This window comes from Ureibacillus sp. FSL K6-3587, assembly GCF_038593165.1.
GTDB lineage: Bacteria > Bacillota > Bacilli > Bacillales_A > Planococcaceae > Ureibacillus > Ureibacillus suwonensis.
This window is the reverse complement of record NZ_CP151969.1, coordinates 155,037-173,658: the sequence shown is the minus strand read 5'-3', so window position 1 is coordinate 173,658 and position 18,622 is coordinate 155,037. Positions and strand designations below refer to the sequence as shown.

Below are 18,622 nucleotides of genomic sequence, written 5' to 3'. Positions count from 1 at the left end.
AATTACATAAGAATTGAAGCCATTTTCTTTTCAGACAATGCTTTAAAGTTTACAATAGTACAAGTAAAACTCTTTTAATGAATATGAATGTATAGAGATAAGTAGAGGAGAAGTAATATGGAACTGGAAAGATTATCACCAGTTGGCAATCAGTTGTTATCTGATTTTTGGGCGGGAAGCGAACGATTATTGTCGTTTTACCAATATCCATACAACGACGATTCATTTCGCATAAGAGCCGGATATTTGAAAGAACAGCAATATGACAGAAAAGGTTTGAGCAATGTCATTTATCAATTTATGGAGCCTTTCGGAATTTCACAAAAATCGATGGAGCATTTAAATAAATTGGAAAACGGAGCGTTGGCGGTCGTTGGCGGACAACAGGCAGGGCTGCTTACGGGTCCGCTTTATTCTGTTTATAAAGCGATCAGTGTCATTTTATTGGCAAGAGAACAAAGTGAAAAATTGGGCATTGATGTGGTACCGATATTTTGGATTGCAGGGGAAGATCACGATATTCTTGAAATCAATCATACCTTCACGATTGCGGAAGGGGTGCCGAAAAAGAGAATTTATGGCACAGCTCCCCGCCATAAAACCATTGCTTCCGAAACCCGGTTTGATCATGCAGAAATGAAAGCTTTCATTGATGAAATTTTTAAAGATTATGGAGAAACGGAACATACACGGGGAATTTATCAATCGGTCCTCCATCATATGAATGAAAGCGAAACATTCACAGATTTCTTCTCCCGTTTACTGAACGAATTATTTCAAGAAGAAGGACTTTTGATGATTGATTCGGCGTTTCCGCCATTTCGACATTATCAATCCGCTTTTTTTCAACAGATCATCCAAAAAAATGAGGCAATCAGCGCGGCGGTTGTTGAAAAAGAGCGATTATTTGACAAAAACGGATATGGTACGCCGATTTCAGCGGCGGAGGAAAATGCGAACCTGTTTTATGTAAAAGACGGAGAACGATTTTTACTGGAAAGAAAAAATGGGGATTTTGTCAATTTGGCTGCAAACGTGAAATTTACGGAAGACGAGCTTTTGCAGCTTGCTGAACGGTCACCGGAAAAGTTGAGCAATAATGTGGTGACAAGACCATTGATGCAAGAAATGTGTTTGCCGGTATTGGCATTTGTGGCAGGTCCGGGTGAGCTTCAATATTGGGCGACATTAAAAGATGCTTTTGAAATATTGAATTTGCAGATGCCGATTTTGGCGCCGAGATTAAACATTACCCTTGTCACGCGACAAGCGGAACAATTGCTTTCTGAATACGATCTGACTTTTGAAGATGTTGTAAATGGCCAAGTGGAAAAAATAAAACAACAATTTATCGAAAACATTCAGGATGCGGAAGCGAAAAACAAAATCGATCATATTCGGAAAATGCTTGAAGCGGAATACGAAGACTTGTCCCGATATCTTGATTCGAAACAAATTCATTTGGAAAAGATACTGGAAAAAAATAAACAGTATCATTTCATGCAGCTGGATTATTTGAATAAAAAAGTTGAACAGGAAGTGCTGCTGAAGCATGAACATACGATCCGCAGATTAAATACCATTGCAAGTGAGTTATATCCGAATGACAATTGGCAAGAGCGGGTATACAATCCTTATCAGTATTTAAATATCTATGGACAAAGTCTTATTTCGGATTTATTAAAGTTGCCTTTGAAAATAAGTAATTCCCACTATTTAGTAAAATTTTAATAATATCCGACTATTTTTATGAGCTATCTCTGGCAGAGGTAGCTCTTTTTTACTTTATCAGAATGCTCCCTTATGAGTACGATTGTCATGATTTATCAAAAGTTTATCATCGTAATGAAAAATGTGTGGAGGAAAGTGGGGGATTGTGGTACATTATTTACTAAAGTGGGGTGAGTAGCATGTTCATGGGAGAATATCAACACACCGTTGATGCCAAAGGACGTTTAATCATACCATCAAAATTTCGTGAAGCATTAGGCAATTCTTTTGTGATTACAAGAGGTCTTGATAACTGTCTTTTTGGCTATCCTATGAACGAATGGCGAAAGCTCGAAGAAAAATTAAAAGACTTGCCAATGACAAAAAAAGATGCGAGAGCGTTTGCCAGGTTCTTCTTCTCAGGGGCTACTGAAGTTGAATTGGATAAACAAGGGCGCATCAACATCCCATCGAATCTTGCTGCTTATGCCAAACTGGAAAAAGAATGTGTCATTTTGGGAGTCTCAACCAAAATTGAAATATGGTCAAAAGAGCTTTGGGAAGAATATTTCAACCAAGCAGAGGAGTCTTTCAACGATATTGCGGAAAATCTTATCGGTTTTGACTTCTAAGAGAATACATCCGTGAAGGGGCAAAATCACATGTTCAATCATACTACCGTATTGCTAAAAGAGACTGTCGATGGATTGAATGTCAAACCGGACGGAATCTATGTGGATTGTACGTTAGGTGGGGCCGGTCATAGCGAATATTTGGTTCAACAGCTTTCAGACGCGGGAAGATTGATTTGTTTTGATCAGGATTTAAATGCTATTGAGCATGCAAAAAAACGTTTGGAACAATACAACGATAAAATCACTTATGTTCATTCCAATTTCCGTTATTTAAAGCAACAATTGGATTTGCTAAATATTCAGAAAGTTGATGGCATTCTCTATGATTTGGGCGTTTCATCCCCACAATTGGACACTCCAGAGCGGGGATTCAGCTATCAACATGATGCTCCTTTGGACATGCGAATGGATCAGACCCAAGAATTGACTGCCTATCATATTGTGAACGAGTGGCCTTATGAAGAGTTAGTGCGCATTTTTTTTCGTTATGGAGAAGAACACTTTTCCAAGCAAATTGCCCGCAAAATTGAATTGGCAAGAAAAAAGGGACCAATCGAAACAACTGGACAGCTTGCGGAATTAATCAAAGAAGCGATTCCAGCATCCCGTCGTCGCACAGGCGGACATCCTGCAAAGAGAGTTTTCCAGGCAATCCGCATTGCGGTAAATGACGAGTTGGGAGCAATTGAAGATTCGCTTACTGATGCCATTGATTTGTTGCGTGTGGGTGGTCGTATCAGCGTCATTACATTCCATTCATTGGAAGACCGCATCGTCAAAACAATATTTAAAGAGGCTTCTTCATTGCCGGAGTTACCTCCAGGGTTACCAATCATTCCAGATGAATTCCAACCGGTATTAAAAATAATTACAAAAAAACCGATTGTGCCATCAAAAGAAGAAATAATGGCGAACAATCGGGCGAGATCGGCAAAACTGCGGATCTCGGAAAAAATTCATGAAAAAGGGCGTGGCTAAATGGCAGTTCGTGTAAGGCAACAAATTTATTATCAGCATCAAGAAGCACCCTATGAACAACCCGCTATCCAACCTAAGACCAAACAGTCACCAAAGAAACACCGGAAAATCATCACAGCAAGGGAAAAGTTTCTATATATAGCATTTGTCATACTTATCGCAACACTATCCATATTCATTTTACATAAGCAAAGCTCTATTCAAAAAACAACGATCGAAATAGAGAAAATTGAAAGAGAAATTGCGGAAATTGAGAAACAAAATGTTGATTTAAAGGTGCAAGTCAGCGAATTATCAACATACGAAAGAATCTGGGAAAAAGCAAATTCACTCGGTTTGACTCTGAAAGAAGATAATGTAAAGGTTGTGCCGGGAGAATGAAGAAAAAGAAATTTCGTTTTCAATGGGGAGCCTTTCTATTGTTCGTCTTTTATGGAGGGCTCTTTTTTGCATTATTGTTGAGGATTACGTTTATTCAAGCGACAGGTCAAGTGGAAGGGGAACAATTGAAGGCGAAAGCTGCGGCATTGTATCAAAAGGAAGCGGTGATCACTGCCGAAAGGGGCAAAATACTGGACCGGAACGGCAATGTGATTGCGGAGGACACGTTAAGTTACCGATTGATAGCCATCGTCAATCCGGTCGCAACAACAAACCCGAAAAAACCGCAGCATGTAGTGGACCCTGAAAAGACGGCGGAAGTGTTGTCAAAATATATTTCCCTGGATGAATCGGAAATTTATAAAATTTTAACAAAACGAAGACCGGATGGCCGCTATTATTACCAAGTGGAATTTGGCGCGGCAGGTAGAGGAATCAGCCACGAAATCAAAACTAAAATTGAAAAGGAACAATTGCCTGGAATTAAGTTTGTAAGTGATACCAAAAGATATTATCCAAATGGTGTCTTTGCCTCCCACTTAATCGGTTTTACGCAGAAGGAAAAGCAGGATGATGGAACATTCCTCTCTGTCGGAAAAATGGGGTTGGAGTTGATTTACAATAAACAATTGACCGGGGAAAACGGAAAGATTGAATACGAAACGGATGCATTCCATTATCTGATCCCGAACAGAGAAAAAATGGTCAAACCGGCGAAAAACGGAGACAACATATACTTGACGATTGATAAAACGATTCAAAACTTTTTGGAAGATGCCATGACAAATGTTTACCAAGAATATAATCCGGAAATGATGGTCGGCATTGTCGCGGATGCCAAAACGGGAGAAGTCCTCGCAATGTCCCAGCGTCCAACTTTCAATCCGGAAACGCAGGAAGGTTTGGAAAACAATTGGTTGAACTATCTCACCCAGGAAGTGATTGAACCGGGTTCCACAATGAAAACCTTCACATTGGCTGCAGCGATCGATTCCGGCCATTGGAATCCGAATGCCACCTATCAATCGGGCGCATATAAGGTGCTTGACAGAACAATCCGGGACCACAACGTTTACGGTTGGGGACGGATCACTTATTTGGAAGGTTTCCAACGCTCATCGAATACGGCGATGGCCAATTTGCTCCAAACAATGGGGAACGATACGTTCATTCGATATTTAAATGCATTCGGTTTCGGACAAAAGACAGGAATTGACTTGCCTGGGGAAGTAACCGGAACCATTTTGACCCGTTATCCCATCAACTATGTAACGACTTCATTTGGACAAGGATCTACGGTGACGCCGATACAACTTGTGCAGGCAATGACGGCCATCACCAATGATGGCGTGATGATGCAGCCGTATGTCATTGACAAAATAGTTGATTCTTCCACTGGAAAAGTGATTGAAGAACATAAACCGAAAGAAAAAGGAAAGCCGATTTCGGCAAGCACCGCAAAACAAGTAAGGAAAATATTGTCATCCACAGTCACTTCGGAAGTCGGTACTGCCAGAAACTATCACATTGACGGTTATGAAGTTGCAGGTAAAACAGGGACAGCCCAAATTCCGAATCCGAATGGAAGAGGCTATTTGTACGGCAAAAACAATTATTTGTATTCCTTTTTAGGGATGGCTCCTGCCGATGATCCCCAGTTGATCGTCTATGTGGCGGTAAAAAGACCGAAACTCAAAGATACTGAAGTAGGTTCTGAACCGGTGGCCAAAGTATTTAAACCTGTAATGGAAAACAGTTTGAAATATTTAAATATCAACCCCGAAGATGTGAAGCCGGTAGAAACGGTGAAAATCGGAAAGTATATAGGGAAAAATGCCGATAATCTAAAACAAGAATTGGAGAGTCAAGGTTTGAAACCGATCATTATCGGTGAAGGGGGAGAAATCATCGACCAATATCCGAAAGAGGGGGTATCCTTGTTGAAAAACGGCCTCGTCTTTTTAAAAACCGATGGCGCTGTGACATTGCCTTCATTTGAAAATTGGTCATTAAGAAATTTGCTCATCTATAAATCGATGTCCGGTATAAATCTTGAAATTGTGGGGGAAGGATATGTAGAAAGCCAAAGTGTTTCAGAAAATACGGTCATTACCGATTCATCACCAATCGTTGTAAAATTGAAAACGCCTGAAGAATCCTTTGTTCAAAATGAAGAGGGGACAAAAGAAGAGTTGCCACAAGATTAATTCATCCCTTTTGAATAGATGAGAAGTTCGATTCATACCTTGTTAAAAACGGGGTGTGGTGTCGAATGAAGTGGATTTCAACCGTTTCGAAAAAACGGTTAAGGATTGTGCTTTTTGGATTTATTCTTTTTGTGGCCGCTGTCATTGTACGGCTGTTTTATGTCCAAGTTATTCAACATGATAAGTTGACAGAACTGGCAAAGGAAAATTGGGATCGGGAAATTCCGTTCGCTTCAGAGCGTGGGGAAATCGTCGATCGACACGGTGAAGTGATTGTAACAAACAAATTGGCTCCGACCCTATATTTCATGCCGGCTCAAAATGACAATATCGAACAAGCTGCAAAACAAATCGCTTCCGTATTAAAAGTGGATGAAAAGAAACTCTATGAAAAAATGAACTCCAAATCCTATTTAGTCAAGCTTGCGCCGGAAGGGAAAAACATTACGTACGAACAAGCCGTTGAACTGCAAGGATTGAAAATCGACGGCTTATATACCGGTGTCGATTACGTACGGCATTACCCTTACGGAACGCTGCTTTCCCGTTTCCTTGGATTCACCGGCTACGACACACAAGGATTGGCAGGAATCGAATTTCAATACGATAAATATTTGACGTCAAAAGATGCGGCCATCCGGCTTTTTACAGATGCGAAAGGGAATGCTTTGCCACACGTGGATGATGAGTGGCGGGAAGGGAAACAAGGTGCGACGGTGCAACTGACCATTGATTTGGAAGTCCAACAAGTGGTGGAAAGAGAATTGGCGCAAGCGATGAAAAAATACAATGCGGAACAGGCGCTGGCAATCGTGATGAATCCAAATTCGGGTGAAATATTGGCCCTTGCTTCATATCCTACATACGATCCCAGCAATTATGAAAATGCGAAACCTGAAATCTATAACCGCAACTTGCCAGTCTGGATGACCTTTGAGCCAGGGTCAACATTTAAAATTATTACTTTGGCTGCTGCCCTTGAGGAGGGCAAAGTCGATTTGGACAAAGATACATTCTACGATAGAGGGTATACAATCGTGGAAGATTCGAGGTTGCGTTGCTGGAAACGGGAAGGCCATGGACAGCAAACTTTTTTGCAAGTGGTGGAAAACTCCTGTAACCCTGGTTTTATCGAACTTGGCCAACGGGTGGGGCCGGACAAATTATTGCAATACATTAAAAACTTTGGTTTTGGGGAATCAACAGGATCAAATATTGCAGGTGAAGCGACCGGCATCCTATTTTCAAAAGAAGCCTTCGGACCCGTTGAACATGCGACAACTTCCTTCGGGCAAGGGATTGCGGTGACTCCGATCCAGCAAGTCCAGGCAGTGTCCGCAGCCATTAATGGAGGGAAACTTTATAAGCCTTATGTCGTTTCAAAAATAGTCGATTCTGAAACGGGAAAAACCATTCTTGAAAATAAACCGGAGCTGAAACGTACTGTAATCAGCGAAAAAACTTCAGAAAAGGTTCGGTACGCTTTGGAATCGGTTGTTGCAAATGGCTCTGGACGCAATGCTTACCGGGATGGGCTGCGCATTGGAGGAAAAACCGGAACGGCCCAAAAGGTGGAAAACGGCCGATACAAATCGGGTGATTATATTGTTTCTTTCATCGGTTTTGCACCTAGCGATCATCCACAAGTGGTTGTATACGTTGCCGTTGATAGTCCGAAAAGTTCCGTTGTATTTGGAAGCACGATCGCCGCTCCTATCGTAGGGCAAATCATCGAGGATATTGCGCCGATTATCGGGTTGCAAGTCAATCGGGAAGGCCAGTTGGAAAAGCAGTATCGTTGGGGAGATCCAATGACGGAACGGGTACCGAATTTAGTGGGAATGAAAGTGGATGAAATCATGAAATTGAATTATCCGTTCCATATCGAATTGCATGGAAAAGGAGAAGTTGTTAAATCCCAATTGCCAGAACCGGACAACATATTGGAAGTCGATGGAACCATTCATCTATATTTGGGGGATTGATCAGATTGGAAGGGATTGTTTTCCAATCGCTTATCACCTGCGGGATCCGCTTTTATCCCGCAGGAAATTCCCGGAATGAAATACTACCACAATTTGTTAATGGTGCCATGTAATATTTTGTGATATTGTAGAAATCAATTCAGAAAGAAGTTTTTGAGGGAGATCTAACATGTCTATCGAAACAACAATAACCATTTTAGCTGTATCCTTTATTATTTCAGTGATATTAGGTCCGATATTCATACCAATATTAAGAAGACTGAAATTCGGTCAAAGCATTCGCACAGAAGGCCCAAAATCCCATATGAAAAAAGCGGGTACACCGACGATGGGCGGAGTGATATTCTTAATCTCCATCATTGCCACTACCATCATTGCAGGGAAAATCTTTAATTTATTCACTACCCAGTCCGTCGTCCTGTTGCTCGTACTGGTGGGATTTGGCGTGATCGGACTGCTCGATGACAGCATCAAAATTGTTTTGAAAAGAAATTTGGGATTAACTTCTTTGCAAAAATTGATTGGTCAAATCGTTATTTCCATCCTGGCATTCCTGCTTTTAAGACTTGGGGCTTTCGATACTTCCATCAGCATCCCGTTTACCGAATGGTCGATTGACCTGGGAATTCTTTATGTAGCTTTCTTAATTTTTTGGCTTGTCGGTTTTTCCAATGCGGTCAATTTGACGGATGGGTTGGATGGATTGGTGGCCGGCACTGCATCCATTGCCTTCAGTGCCTTTGGAGTGATTGCGCTATTTAATGAACAAGCGGATGTGGCGGTATTCACTTTTGCTGTCACGGGAGCATTGTTAGGATTTTTAATTTTCAATGCGAACCCTGCAAAAGTGTTCATGGGGGATACCGGATCCCTTGCATTGGGAGGAGCTCTCGGGCTCGTATCCATCATTGTAAAGGAAGAATTGCTGCTGCTGGTTGTAGGGCTTGTTTTTGTGATTGAAACTTTATCGGTGATCCTTCAAGTAATTAGCTTTAAAACAAGAGGAAAACGTATATTTAAAATGGCTCCGATTCATCACCATTTTGAATTATCAGGATGGTCGGAGAGAAAAGTGGTTGGCGTATTTTGGACAATGGCATTATTAGTAGCAATGATTGCTGTGATAGCGGAGGCATATTTATGATTCATACAACAAAATTTCAACATAAAAAAGTGTTAGTTTTAGGTTTGGCAAAAAGCGGGGTAGCTGCATCACTTCTTTTACATAAACTTGGAGCTTTTGTGACGGTGAATGATGCAAAACCTTTTGATGAAAATCCTGATGCCCAATCATTACTGAAAAAAGGAATCACAGTCATTTGCGGAAGACATCCGGAAGATCTTTTGGATGAAGGATTTGAACTTGTCGTGAAAAATCCTGGAATTCCATACACGAATCCAATTGTAAAAGACGCTCTTTCCCGTAAATTGCCCGTGATTACGGAAATCGAACTGGCTTATTTGATCAGCGAAGCGCCGATGATTGGCATTTCCGGAACAAACGGGAAAACGACAACAACGACATTGATTTTTGAAATGTTAAAAGCGGGTGGCCGCCATCCGAAAATTGCGGGCAATATCGGTACAGTCGCGTGCAGCGTTGCGGAAAAGGCCGCAGCTGATGAAGTGATTGTAACGGAATTATCCTCTTTCCAATTGATGGGGATTGACCAATTCAAACCAAAAATTGCGGTGCTGACCAATTTATACAATGCCCATTTGGATTATCATGGCACCTTTGAAGAATACGCGAAAGCGAAATTCGGCATCACCAAAAACCAAACGGAAGAGGATTATTTAATCTTCAATAAAGATCAAGATGTAGTGGTGGAATGGGCGAAAGAATCGCGCGCCAAAAAAATACCTTTCAGCATACAAGGCCGGATGGATGAAGGGATCAGCGCAGATGAAACAACGATTTACTGGCAGGGAGAACCGTTCTTGCAACGGGAGATCATCGCTTTACCGGGCAAACACAATTTGCAAAACGTGTTGGCAGCGATTGCCGCTTGCAACCTTTACGGATGCGGCAAGGAAGCGATTGAAGAAGTGCTGAAAACCTTCTCTGGTGTACGCCATCGCACCCAATTTGTACGCGAATGGAAAGGGCGCAAGATTTACAACGATTCGAAGGCTACAAATTGCTTGGCAACCAAGGTGGCTTTGGAAGCTTTTCAACAGCCGATTGTATTGATCGCTGGAGGGCTTGACCGGGGACATTCCTTTGAAGAATTGCGGGAAGCCATGAAAAATGTGAAAGCCGTTGTTGCAATGGGAGAAACAAAGCACCGTTTCATCGAATTTGCAAAATCCTGCAATGTTGGAACATGCGAAATTGCTGCAAATATTGAGGAAGCGGTCGAAAAGGCTGCGGAGCTGTCTGCAAGTGGAGATATTATTTTATTATCCCCTGCTTGCGCAAGTTGGGATCAATACAAAAGCTTCGAAGTCCGGGGAGATTTATTTATCGAGGCGGCAATGAAACTTTCTTAATTGCTTGTATGGAAGCAAAAATTTTTAGGAAAGGATGCCTTCACTGAAATTTACGTATAAAAGGCTGTTTATCATATCAGCATTTATGCTTTCCATAATAGGTGTGGTTTTCATTTATTCGGCAGGTACATATTGGAGTGCGATCCATTACGAAGGGGAGATTCCTTTTTACATCAAGCAGTCCGTTTATCTCCTGCTGGCGCTCATCGTGTTCTATACCGTCTCCAATATGCCGGTTTTCCACAAGGAAAAAACATGGAGAAGTTTGTATCTATTTTCGCTCATACTGCTGGTACTTGTGTTGATTCCGGGCATTGGGCTGGAGCGAAACGGTTCCCAAAGCTGGATTGGACTCGGGCCTTTGACCGTACAGCCTGCCGAGTTGGTGAAAATCACGACTTTGATGTATTTAAGCCATCAATTAAGCAAGGTGCCCAGTGGTGAGCAGGTTGTCCGTCTCCGGCATTTCCTTCTCATCATTATTCCAAGTGCTTTGATTATGCTGCAACCGGATTTCGGTTCCGTGTTTATCCTGGTCGTATCTTCATTTATCCTGCTTTTTATTGCAAGATATCCAATCAAGCTGTATGTGGCGTTTATCGCCCTTGGGGTGATTGGGCTGATCGGTCTTATCGCAGCGGCACCTTATCGATTGAAGCGTATTGAAGCTTTCATTGATCCGTGGTCAGATCCGTTGGGCAGCGGTTTCCAGGCGGTGCAGTCTTTGATGGCAATCGGACCTGCAGGACTCTTGGGCCATGGTTTCCAGCAAAGCAGACAAAAATTTTTGTATTTGCCGGAACCGCAGAACGACTTTATTTTTTCCATCATACTGGAGGAAATCGGATTTTTGGGCGGATGCTTCATCATCGCATTGTTTTGTTTATTCATCTATTCCGGAATGGGATTGGCATTGCAATCGACCAGAAGCTCTGATTTCTTTGCCATCAGCTCTCTTGTGGCAATGATCGGTTTTCAAGCCGCCTTGAATATCGGAGTCGTGATCGGGCTCATTCCGGTAACCGGTGTGACATTGCCGTTCATTAGTTACGGCGGTACATCCCTTATGATTATCTGGTTTATCGTTGGTGTGATTGTTTCAATTTCGAATCGAACCACTTAAATGGAAAGGAGGAGTAAAAATGGACAAAGTCATTGATATTGAAGAACGAATTCCCACCTTAAAGAAAAAGCGGAGAAGACGGACGAACATCAAGTTTGCCGTCATCATTTCGCTATTTTTGGGAACGTTATTTTTACTCCTTTACTTCCAATCTCCTTACAGCAATATTCAAAAAATTACAGTACATGGAGCCGAACTGGCAACAGAAGAATATTATTTGAACAAATCCGGACTCCAAGTCGGCGATTCATTGTGGGGATTCAAAGCATCAAAAGTTGAACAGAAATTGAAAGAAGACTGGGTCAAAGAAGTGAAGGTAAAACGGAAATTGCTTACGGCAGTGGAAATACAAGTAAAAGAGTACCGCCGGGTGGCCTATATTTTTGAAGATCATCAGTTTCATCCAATTCTTGAAAACGGTGTGGTCTATAAAGCATCTGACGAAGTCCCCACCATTGACGCACCCATCTTTTTAAACTTTGAGGATGAGAAATTAAGAAAAATGGTGCTGAAGGAACTGGCTGAACTCGATGATGAGGTGTTGGCATTAATTTCCCAAATTAATTTGACCGCTACGGAAACGGACCCCTATGCGATTACGTTGTTTATGAATGATGGCTATGAGGTTCGCGCGGAAATCACTTCGCTTTCTGAAAAACTGAAGTATTATCCGGCCATTATCGCCCAGATTGAAAACGCAGCGGAAAATGAAAAGGGGATCATAGATATTGAAGTTGGTTCATATTTCAAGCCATATTCCGAAGAATATAAGAAATTGAATATTGGCGGACAATCCGATGATGCATCGGTTGAACAGGATGTGGAACATGATGAATCGACTCCATAACCGAAGACAAAATAAAATTACGAGAAAGCATTTCATCCTTCTGCTCGTTTGCATCGTGACTGGTTTCATGATCGGTTATTCCTACAATTTGGCAAAAGACAATAAAAAAGTCCGTTCCAGTTATATCGAACAAGAGGATACTTACCGGAATGAACTGATTGAGCAGCAGGAAAGAAACAAAGAATTAATGGACGAGCTCAATGATTTGAAAGCCCAGATCCGGGAATATGAGAAGTCTTTTACCGAAAATGAAGAAGATTACAAGGAATTGGCCGAAGAGGCTGAGAGGCTGAGGTTGATACTTGGTGAATTGCCTGCCCATGGCGAAGGAATCAAAGTGACTTTGCAAGATGGCCATTATGATCCGAAATCGACAAATCCGAATGATTATATTGTCCATGAGAGCCACATTTTTATGGTCATCAATGAATTGAAGATTTCCGGGGCAGAAGCCATCGCCATCAATGGTCATCGCTTGAAACCGAATTCTTATATTCATTGCAACGGTCCAGTGATTACAATCGACGGAAAACAATATCCTGCTCCATTCGAAATTGAAGCAATCGGAAACGCTGATACTTTAATCTCCTCTTTAAAAATAGCCGGCGGAGTTTTCGAACGATTAATCAATGATTCGATTGTCGTGACGATTCAAGGTTTGGAAGATATCAAAATGTAAAAGGGGGCAGGTAGGTGGAGAAGAATGTAGTAATCCGGATTACTTTAATCTCCTTTGTTGTAGGATTCATGATCGCAGTCCAATATAACACAGTAAAAAAGCCTGAATCCCGTGACACGAGAGACATTTGGGAAATACGCCAAGAGCTGACCGAAGAAAAAAAGCTGCATTCGGAGCTCCTGAACGAAATTGCCTCCCTGAAAAACATAAAAGCGGAGTATGAAGATGAAAACAGCAAAGAGCTTGGAAAAGTCCTGCAATCAACCGTTGAAGATTTGAGGGTAAGAGCGGGGCTTTCAGAAGTGACAGGTCCTGGACTGCGCTTAAATATTAAACCTGCGGAAGAACTGATTCTCAGCGGATTTAAAGTGGAACCAATATCCCCGGATCTTTTAATCCGCCTTGTGAATGAAATCTACCGATATAACGGATTATATATCGAAATTGATGGACAAAGGGTTGTCCATACGACGGCCATTCGGGATATCAATGGAAAAACCACGGTGAACAGTGTTCCAATAAGCAATTCGAATGTGGATATTTTGATCATTACGGAAACCTTTGAACAGGCTGAAAAACTTTACAGCTATTTATATGCATCAACGTTCCAGGATGGTTTTTACATCGATAATCTGAAGTTGACCATTAATCCGGCGGAAGAAGAAATTACGATTGGCGCCTATGATGGAGAATTCACGAACAGTTATTTGTTGAAAAGTGAAGGGGATTAATTATGTGGTTACCATTTTTAGGATTGATATTAGGATTGGCTTTGGGATTGCTGACGGATATTCAAATTCCTTCCGAATATGAAAATTATCTCTCCATTGCCGTGCTTGCCGCCCTCGATACCATTGTCGGTGGTATAAGAGCCAATTTGCAACAAGTATACGATGATAAGGTATTTATTACCGGCTTTTTCTTCAATATTGCATTGGCCATTGGACTCGCTTTTTTGGGCGTCCATTTAGGGGTGGACTTGTATTTGGCTGCAATTTTTGCATTTGGAGTAAGGCTTTTTCAAAATATTGCTATAATTCGACGAATTTTGATACAAAAGTGGGAAGACAGACATGTAAAAAAGGATGAAAAAACTGTATAATAACGGTAGAATTTATTATGTATGATGTTATAGAAAAATTTACTGACACATATATAATATTTTAAAATAGAATGAGTGGAGTAGCATTCGAAGGAGGTGCGGTGGAATGAATCATCAAAATATATATATTTCACTTGATATAGGTTCCTCTTCTATAAAAGCGCTGATCGGTGACGTGACAGACGGCCAGTTGCATGTGATAGGAGTAGGAAACGTCAAAACGAACGGAGTAAGAAAAGGCACAATTGTTGATATAGATGCAACCGTCCAATCCATAAAAAAAGCTGTAGAACAAGCGGAACGAATGACAGGAATACAGATAAGAGAAGTCGTGTTAGGAATTCCTGCAAATCAAACAGTATTACAGCCGGTAAAAGGTGTAGTTGCAGTTAACAGTGAAAATCGGGAAATTACGGATGAAGATTTGGAAAGAGTGTTTGAATCTGCCCAAGTGATGTCGATACCACCGGAGCGGGAATTGGTCAATTTGATTCCGAAACAGTTTATCGTGGATAATCTGGATGAAATCAAAGATCCCCGTGGAATGATTGGTATCCGACTGGAAATGGATGCTACGATGATTACCACATCTCGCACACTATTGCACAATGTTTTAAGATGCGTTGAACGGGCAGGTCTTGATATAAAAGAAATATATTTGCAACCATTGGCAGCAGGATATTTTGCATTGACGGAAGACGAAAAAAACCAAGGTACTGCATTTATTGATATAGGCGGGGGTTCAACCACGATTGCCGTATTTGAAGATGGCTTGTTAACTCATACAGGAGTCGTTCCGGTCGGTGGCGACCATATTACAAAAGATTTATCCATCATATTAAAAACTCCAACTGAACAAGCCGAAAAAATAAAGAGAGAGTATGGACATGCTTTTTATGAGGATGCTTCTGAAGATGAAGTGTTTGAAGTGCCGGTTGTTGGCACAGATGTAACAGAAGAGTACAGCCAAAAGTTTATTGCGGAAATTATCGGTTCACGTTTAGAAGAATTGTTTGAACTTGTTTTGGATGAATTAGCCCGTTTAGGAGTCAGAGACTTACCAGGTGGAATCGTACTTTCAGGTGGTGTCGCTTCATTGGAAGGGATTGCGCAACTTGCCCGTCAAGTGATGCAAACCCGTGTAAGAATATATATACCTGATTTTATAGGTGTCCGGGATCCATCATATACAACCGCTGTTGGCTTAATTTGTTACGCGCATATGGAAGATGAATTCTTCGGAAGAAGCCCAGTTTCGAAAGCACCTGTTTATCAAGCGGTAGGTTCAGTTACTACTCCTCCTAAAAAACAATCTCATGCATCTGAAAAAGCTGATAACGAAAATAAAACAAGCGTCTTTGACAAAGCCAAACGACTATTTGACAAATTTTTCGAATAATGAAAAGAAAAAATCAAAATCTTAGACTAGTGTGGTAGGAGGAGAAAGAATGTTAGAATTTGATACGAATATTGACCAACTAGCCAAAATCAAAGTAATTGGTGTTGGCGGTGGTGGAAATAATGCTGTTAACCGAATGATTGAACATGGCGTTCAAGGTGTTGAATTTATTGCTGTAAATACAGATGCTCAAGCTTTAAATCTCTCAAAAGCGGAAATAAAATTGCAGATTGGTAGTAAACTGACTCGTGGATTAGGTGCAGGGGCAAATCCTGAAATTGGAAAAAAGGCTGCTGAAGAAAGCAGAGAACAGATTGAAGAAGTTGTACGTGGAGCCGATATGGTGTTTGTCACTGCAGGCATGGGTGGAGGAACTGGAACAGGTGCCGCACCAATCATTTCACAAATCGCAAAGGATATGGGAGCTTTAACTGTTGGGGTTGTGACAAGGCCATTTTCTTTTGAAGGAAAGAAGAGACAAACACAGGCGATCAGTGGAATTGCTGCGATGAAAGAAGCGGTGGATACATTGATCGTCATTCCGAACGATAAACTGTTGCAGATCGTTGATAAAAGCACTCCAATGCTTGAAGCTTTCCGCGAAGCTGACAACGTATTGCGCCAAGGTGTACAGGGGATTTCCGACTTGATTGCCACACCAGGTCTTATCAACCTGGATTTCGCTGATGTGAAAACCATCATGTCAAACAAAGGTTCAGCACTGATGGGGATCGGTATCGCTTCCGGTGAAAACCGTGCAACAGAGGCTGCGAAAAAAGCGATTTCCAGTCCGCTTCTTGAAACGTCCATTGATGGTGCGAAAGGGGTCATCATGAACATCACCGGCGGTACAAACTTGAGCCTGTTTGAAGTTCAGGAGGCTGCGGATATTGTTGCTTCCGCTTCTGATGAAGAAGTGAATATGATTTTCGGTTCAGTCATTAACGAAAACTTGAATGATGAAATTATCGTAACCGTAATCGCAACTGGCTTCGATGATGCCGCACCTCAGGCAGCCCAAAGTGCAAGAACGTCCATCAATGCGCGCAGCACGCAAGCAAACGCTGGACAAACCCAGCAATCTCCTGTGCGCGAACGAAATATCGAGCCGCAGCAACAACAGGAATATTACCGCAACCAACAAGAAGATCTATTAGACATTCCGACATTCTTAAGAAACCGTCGCCACCGAAATCAATAAAAGCAGTGAAGGAAATATTGTTACAAAAAAACGAAAAAATCGACATTTCTTTTAACGGAGCTTTTCGGTATTCTGATTCAAATTATGAATGAACTATCCGGTAAAGATGAAAATCTTTCCGGATAGTTCTTTTTTTATGCATAATTTCCCGTTCCATGCAATATTTTGTCAATAAAAACTCCGGATTAGCTCCGACGTTTTGACATTTTCTACATGAGGGTAGTGTTAATCTATCAATAGGAGGACGCTAAAATGATTGGAGAATTGCTCGTACTATACAATACGTTATTTAATTACTTCCTATTAAAGTTTACGAAGGAAATAACGGGATTGTATGTAAAAAAACGAAGGTTGTTGTTCAGTGCATTCATTAGCGGACTCGTGTCATCAATTCTCTATCAATCTTTTATAGGGGCTCTTGCAAGTTTTGTTCTTCTAATTGGACTCGCTTTCTCCTTTCGGATTCAAACCTTGCTGAAACAGGGCACAGTGCTGCTTGTGGCCACCTTTTTTCTGGGAGGGCTTTTGACCAGTTTATTGCCCTTCCTGCTCAGGCAATCCGATCTCATTTTTTTTATCTTTTGTTTAAGTATCGCTGTTCTCAGTTTAACTTTTATTCATTCGAAATGGAGAAATATGACAAAGGAGAGGTTGCAGCAATCATTCGTTGTTGATTGCGAATTGGAGCTCTTCCAAAAATCGTATTCGTTGAAAGGATTCATTGATACGGGAAATGAATGTGTGGAGCCGATCAGCGGCAAACCGGTTCATTTCTTATCGTATCAGGCGGTGGAAGAGAAACTGCCGAAAGAGTTAAAAGAGGGATTGCTTTCGTGGGACGAAAAGAATCCTTATCAACTAACAATGTTTCCTGACTTTATGTACCCTAAAATCAGAATTTTGAAGTTGTCAACGGTACAAAAAGAAACGTCAACCGCTCTTGCCTTTCGCTTTGAACGTCTGATTCTTTACGGAAACATAAAGAAGGAAATATTGGAAGAATATGTGGTATTTACCCGACACGATGCCCGGTTTCCGCAGAATGCACAAATGATACTCCACGTTTTAGCGTTGAACTAATTCATAAAGGGGGAGAATGGTTGTTTGAAAGACTAAAAGAGCTTCTTTTGAAAATATTCAGTAAGTTTCGTACTAAAAAAACATACTATATAGGAGGTCATGATTCATTGCCAGTACCATTGTCCAGAGAAGAAGAAATGTCTGTAATTGAAGCATTTATGAATGGTGATATGAAAGCGCGTGATACATTGATTGAAAGAAACTTGCGTCTTGTTGTTTATATTGCGAGACGTTTCGATAACACCGGCACGCCAATTGAGGATTTGATCAGCATCGGCTCTATCGGATTAATCAAAGCCATCGAAACATACAATAAAGAAAAAAATATCAAACTTGCCACATATGCTTCCCGATGCATCGAAAATGAGATTTTGATGCACTTGCGAAAGACAAGTCGTATGAAAGGCGAAGTCTCTTTAGATGAACCATTGAACTCGGATCCTGATGGGAATGAACTCCTATTATCAGATATTTTAGGCACGGATGAAGAAATTATTATGAATGATGTTGAAAAGAAAATTGAGCGTGCATCGATGTTTGAAGCGATCAACGGATTAAGCGAACGGGAAAGATATATTATGGAATGCCGGTTCGGTCTCAACGGCAAAAAGGAAATGACGCAGAAAGAAGTGGCGGATCACTTGGGAATATCCCAATCCTATATTTCCCGATTAGAAAAGAAAATTATATCTGAGTTGAGAGAATCCTTGAACCAACCAATCTCATAAGGAATTGGTTGAAATTGGACGCTCAACGCACGCATATTCTTTTCCTTTTCGGACAAACTTAAAAAACAATCCAA

17 protein-coding genes are annotated in these 18,622 nt (G+C 41.2%); all 17 read left to right on the top strand.

Going from position 1 to position 18,622, the window contains the following annotated elements:
* Window positions 1-117: 117 nt before the first annotated feature.
* The 17 genes from bshC to sigE all read left to right on the top strand — a co-directional run bounded on the left by bshC (window position 118) and on the right by sigE (window position 18,548).
* Window positions 118-1,731, top strand: a complete 1,614-nt coding sequence (gene bshC / locus NSS77_RS00855; protein ID WP_342469962.1) for a bacillithiol biosynthesis cysteine-adding enzyme BshC — start codon at window positions 118-120, stop codon at window positions 1,729-1,731.
* Between the two features lie 179 nt (window positions 1,732-1,910).
* Window positions 1,911-2,342, top strand: a complete 432-nt coding sequence (gene mraZ, locus NSS77_RS00850) for a division/cell wall cluster transcriptional repressor MraZ (protein WP_342469961.1) — start codon at window positions 1,911-1,913, stop codon at window positions 2,340-2,342.
* Window positions 2,343-2,372: 30 nt separating this feature from the next.
* Window positions 2,373-3,323, top strand: coding sequence for a 16S rRNA (cytosine(1402)-N(4))-methyltransferase RsmH (rsmH, locus tag NSS77_RS00845; RefSeq protein WP_342469960.1), 951 nt, complete (start codon window positions 2,373-2,375; stop codon window positions 3,321-3,323).
* Window positions 3,324-3,704, top strand: coding sequence for a cell division protein FtsL (gene ftsL / locus NSS77_RS00840; RefSeq protein WP_342469959.1), 381 nt, complete (start codon window positions 3,324-3,326; stop codon window positions 3,702-3,704). It abuts the gene before it with no gap.
* Window positions 3,701-5,911 (top strand): penicillin-binding transpeptidase domain-containing protein, encoded by a 2,211-nt coding sequence (locus tag NSS77_RS00835; RefSeq protein WP_342469958.1) that lies wholly within the window; start codon window positions 3,701-3,703, stop codon window positions 5,909-5,911. The genes ftsL and NSS77_RS00835 overlap by 4 nt, the downstream gene beginning before the upstream one ends.
* 65 nt (window positions 5,912-5,976) lie before the next feature.
* Complete coding sequence (locus tag NSS77_RS00830) at window positions 5,977-7,896, top strand: stage V sporulation protein D (protein ID WP_342469957.1); 1,920 nt, start codon at window positions 5,977-5,979, stop codon at window positions 7,894-7,896.
* A 169-nt stretch (window positions 7,897-8,065) separates the two neighbouring features.
* Window positions 8,066-9,040, top strand: a complete 975-nt coding sequence (gene mraY, locus NSS77_RS00825) for a phospho-N-acetylmuramoyl-pentapeptide-transferase (RefSeq protein WP_342469956.1) — start codon at window positions 8,066-8,068, stop codon at window positions 9,038-9,040.
* Window positions 9,037-10,389 carry a UDP-N-acetylmuramoyl-L-alanine--D-glutamate ligase gene (gene murD / locus NSS77_RS00820; protein ID WP_342469955.1) on the top strand — a complete coding sequence of 451 codons (1,353 nt, stop codon included), beginning with the start codon at window positions 9,037-9,039 and terminating at the stop codon, window positions 10,387-10,389. The genes mraY and murD overlap by 4 nt, the downstream gene beginning before the upstream one ends.
* A 34-nt stretch (window positions 10,390-10,423) precedes the next feature.
* Window positions 10,424-11,512 (top strand): putative lipid II flippase FtsW, encoded by a 1,089-nt coding sequence (gene ftsW, locus NSS77_RS00815; RefSeq protein WP_342469954.1) that lies wholly within the window; start codon window positions 10,424-10,426, stop codon window positions 11,510-11,512.
* A 19-nt stretch (window positions 11,513-11,531) separates the two neighbouring features.
* The gene (locus NSS77_RS00810; protein WP_342469953.1) at window positions 11,532-12,359 is read left to right on the top strand and encodes a cell division protein FtsQ/DivIB; all 828 of its coding nucleotides are present in this window, start codon (window positions 11,532-11,534) and stop codon (window positions 12,357-12,359) included.
* The gene (locus NSS77_RS00805; protein WP_342471163.1) at window positions 12,343-13,038 is read left to right on the top strand and encodes a DUF881 domain-containing protein; all 696 of its coding nucleotides are present in this window, start codon (window positions 12,343-12,345) and stop codon (window positions 13,036-13,038) included. Before NSS77_RS00810 ends, NSS77_RS00805 begins: the two co-directional genes overlap by 17 nt.
* Window positions 13,039-13,052: 14 nt before the next feature.
* Window positions 13,053-13,769 (top strand): DUF881 domain-containing protein, encoded by a 717-nt coding sequence (locus NSS77_RS00800; RefSeq protein ID WP_342469952.1) that lies wholly within the window; start codon window positions 13,053-13,055, stop codon window positions 13,767-13,769.
* A 2-nt stretch (window positions 13,770-13,771) separates the two neighbouring features.
* Window positions 13,772-14,140, top strand: coding sequence for a small basic family protein (locus tag NSS77_RS00795; protein ID WP_342469951.1), 369 nt, complete (start codon window positions 13,772-13,774; stop codon window positions 14,138-14,140).
* Between the two features lie 106 nt (window positions 14,141-14,246).
* Window positions 14,247-15,539 carry a cell division protein FtsA gene (gene ftsA / locus NSS77_RS00790; RefSeq protein WP_342469950.1) on the top strand — a complete coding sequence of 431 codons (1,293 nt, stop codon included), beginning with the start codon at window positions 14,247-14,249 and terminating at the stop codon, window positions 15,537-15,539.
* A 49-nt stretch (window positions 15,540-15,588) separates the two neighbouring features.
* The gene (ftsZ, locus tag NSS77_RS00785) at window positions 15,589-16,740 is read left to right on the top strand and encodes a cell division protein FtsZ (RefSeq protein WP_342469949.1); all 1,152 of its coding nucleotides are present in this window, start codon (window positions 15,589-15,591) and stop codon (window positions 16,738-16,740) included.
* Window positions 16,741-16,992: 252 nt separating this feature from the next.
* Complete coding sequence (locus NSS77_RS00780) at window positions 16,993-17,820, top strand: sigma-E processing peptidase SpoIIGA (RefSeq protein ID WP_342469948.1); 828 nt, start codon at window positions 16,993-16,995, stop codon at window positions 17,818-17,820.
* 20 nt (window positions 17,821-17,840) lie between these two features.
* Window positions 17,841-18,548: an RNA polymerase sporulation sigma factor SigE gene (sigE, locus tag NSS77_RS00775; RefSeq protein ID WP_342469947.1), complete on the top strand. Its 708-nt coding sequence runs from the start codon at window positions 17,841-17,843 to the stop codon at window positions 18,546-18,548.
* The last annotated feature ends 74 nt before the right edge of the window (window positions 18,549-18,622 follow it).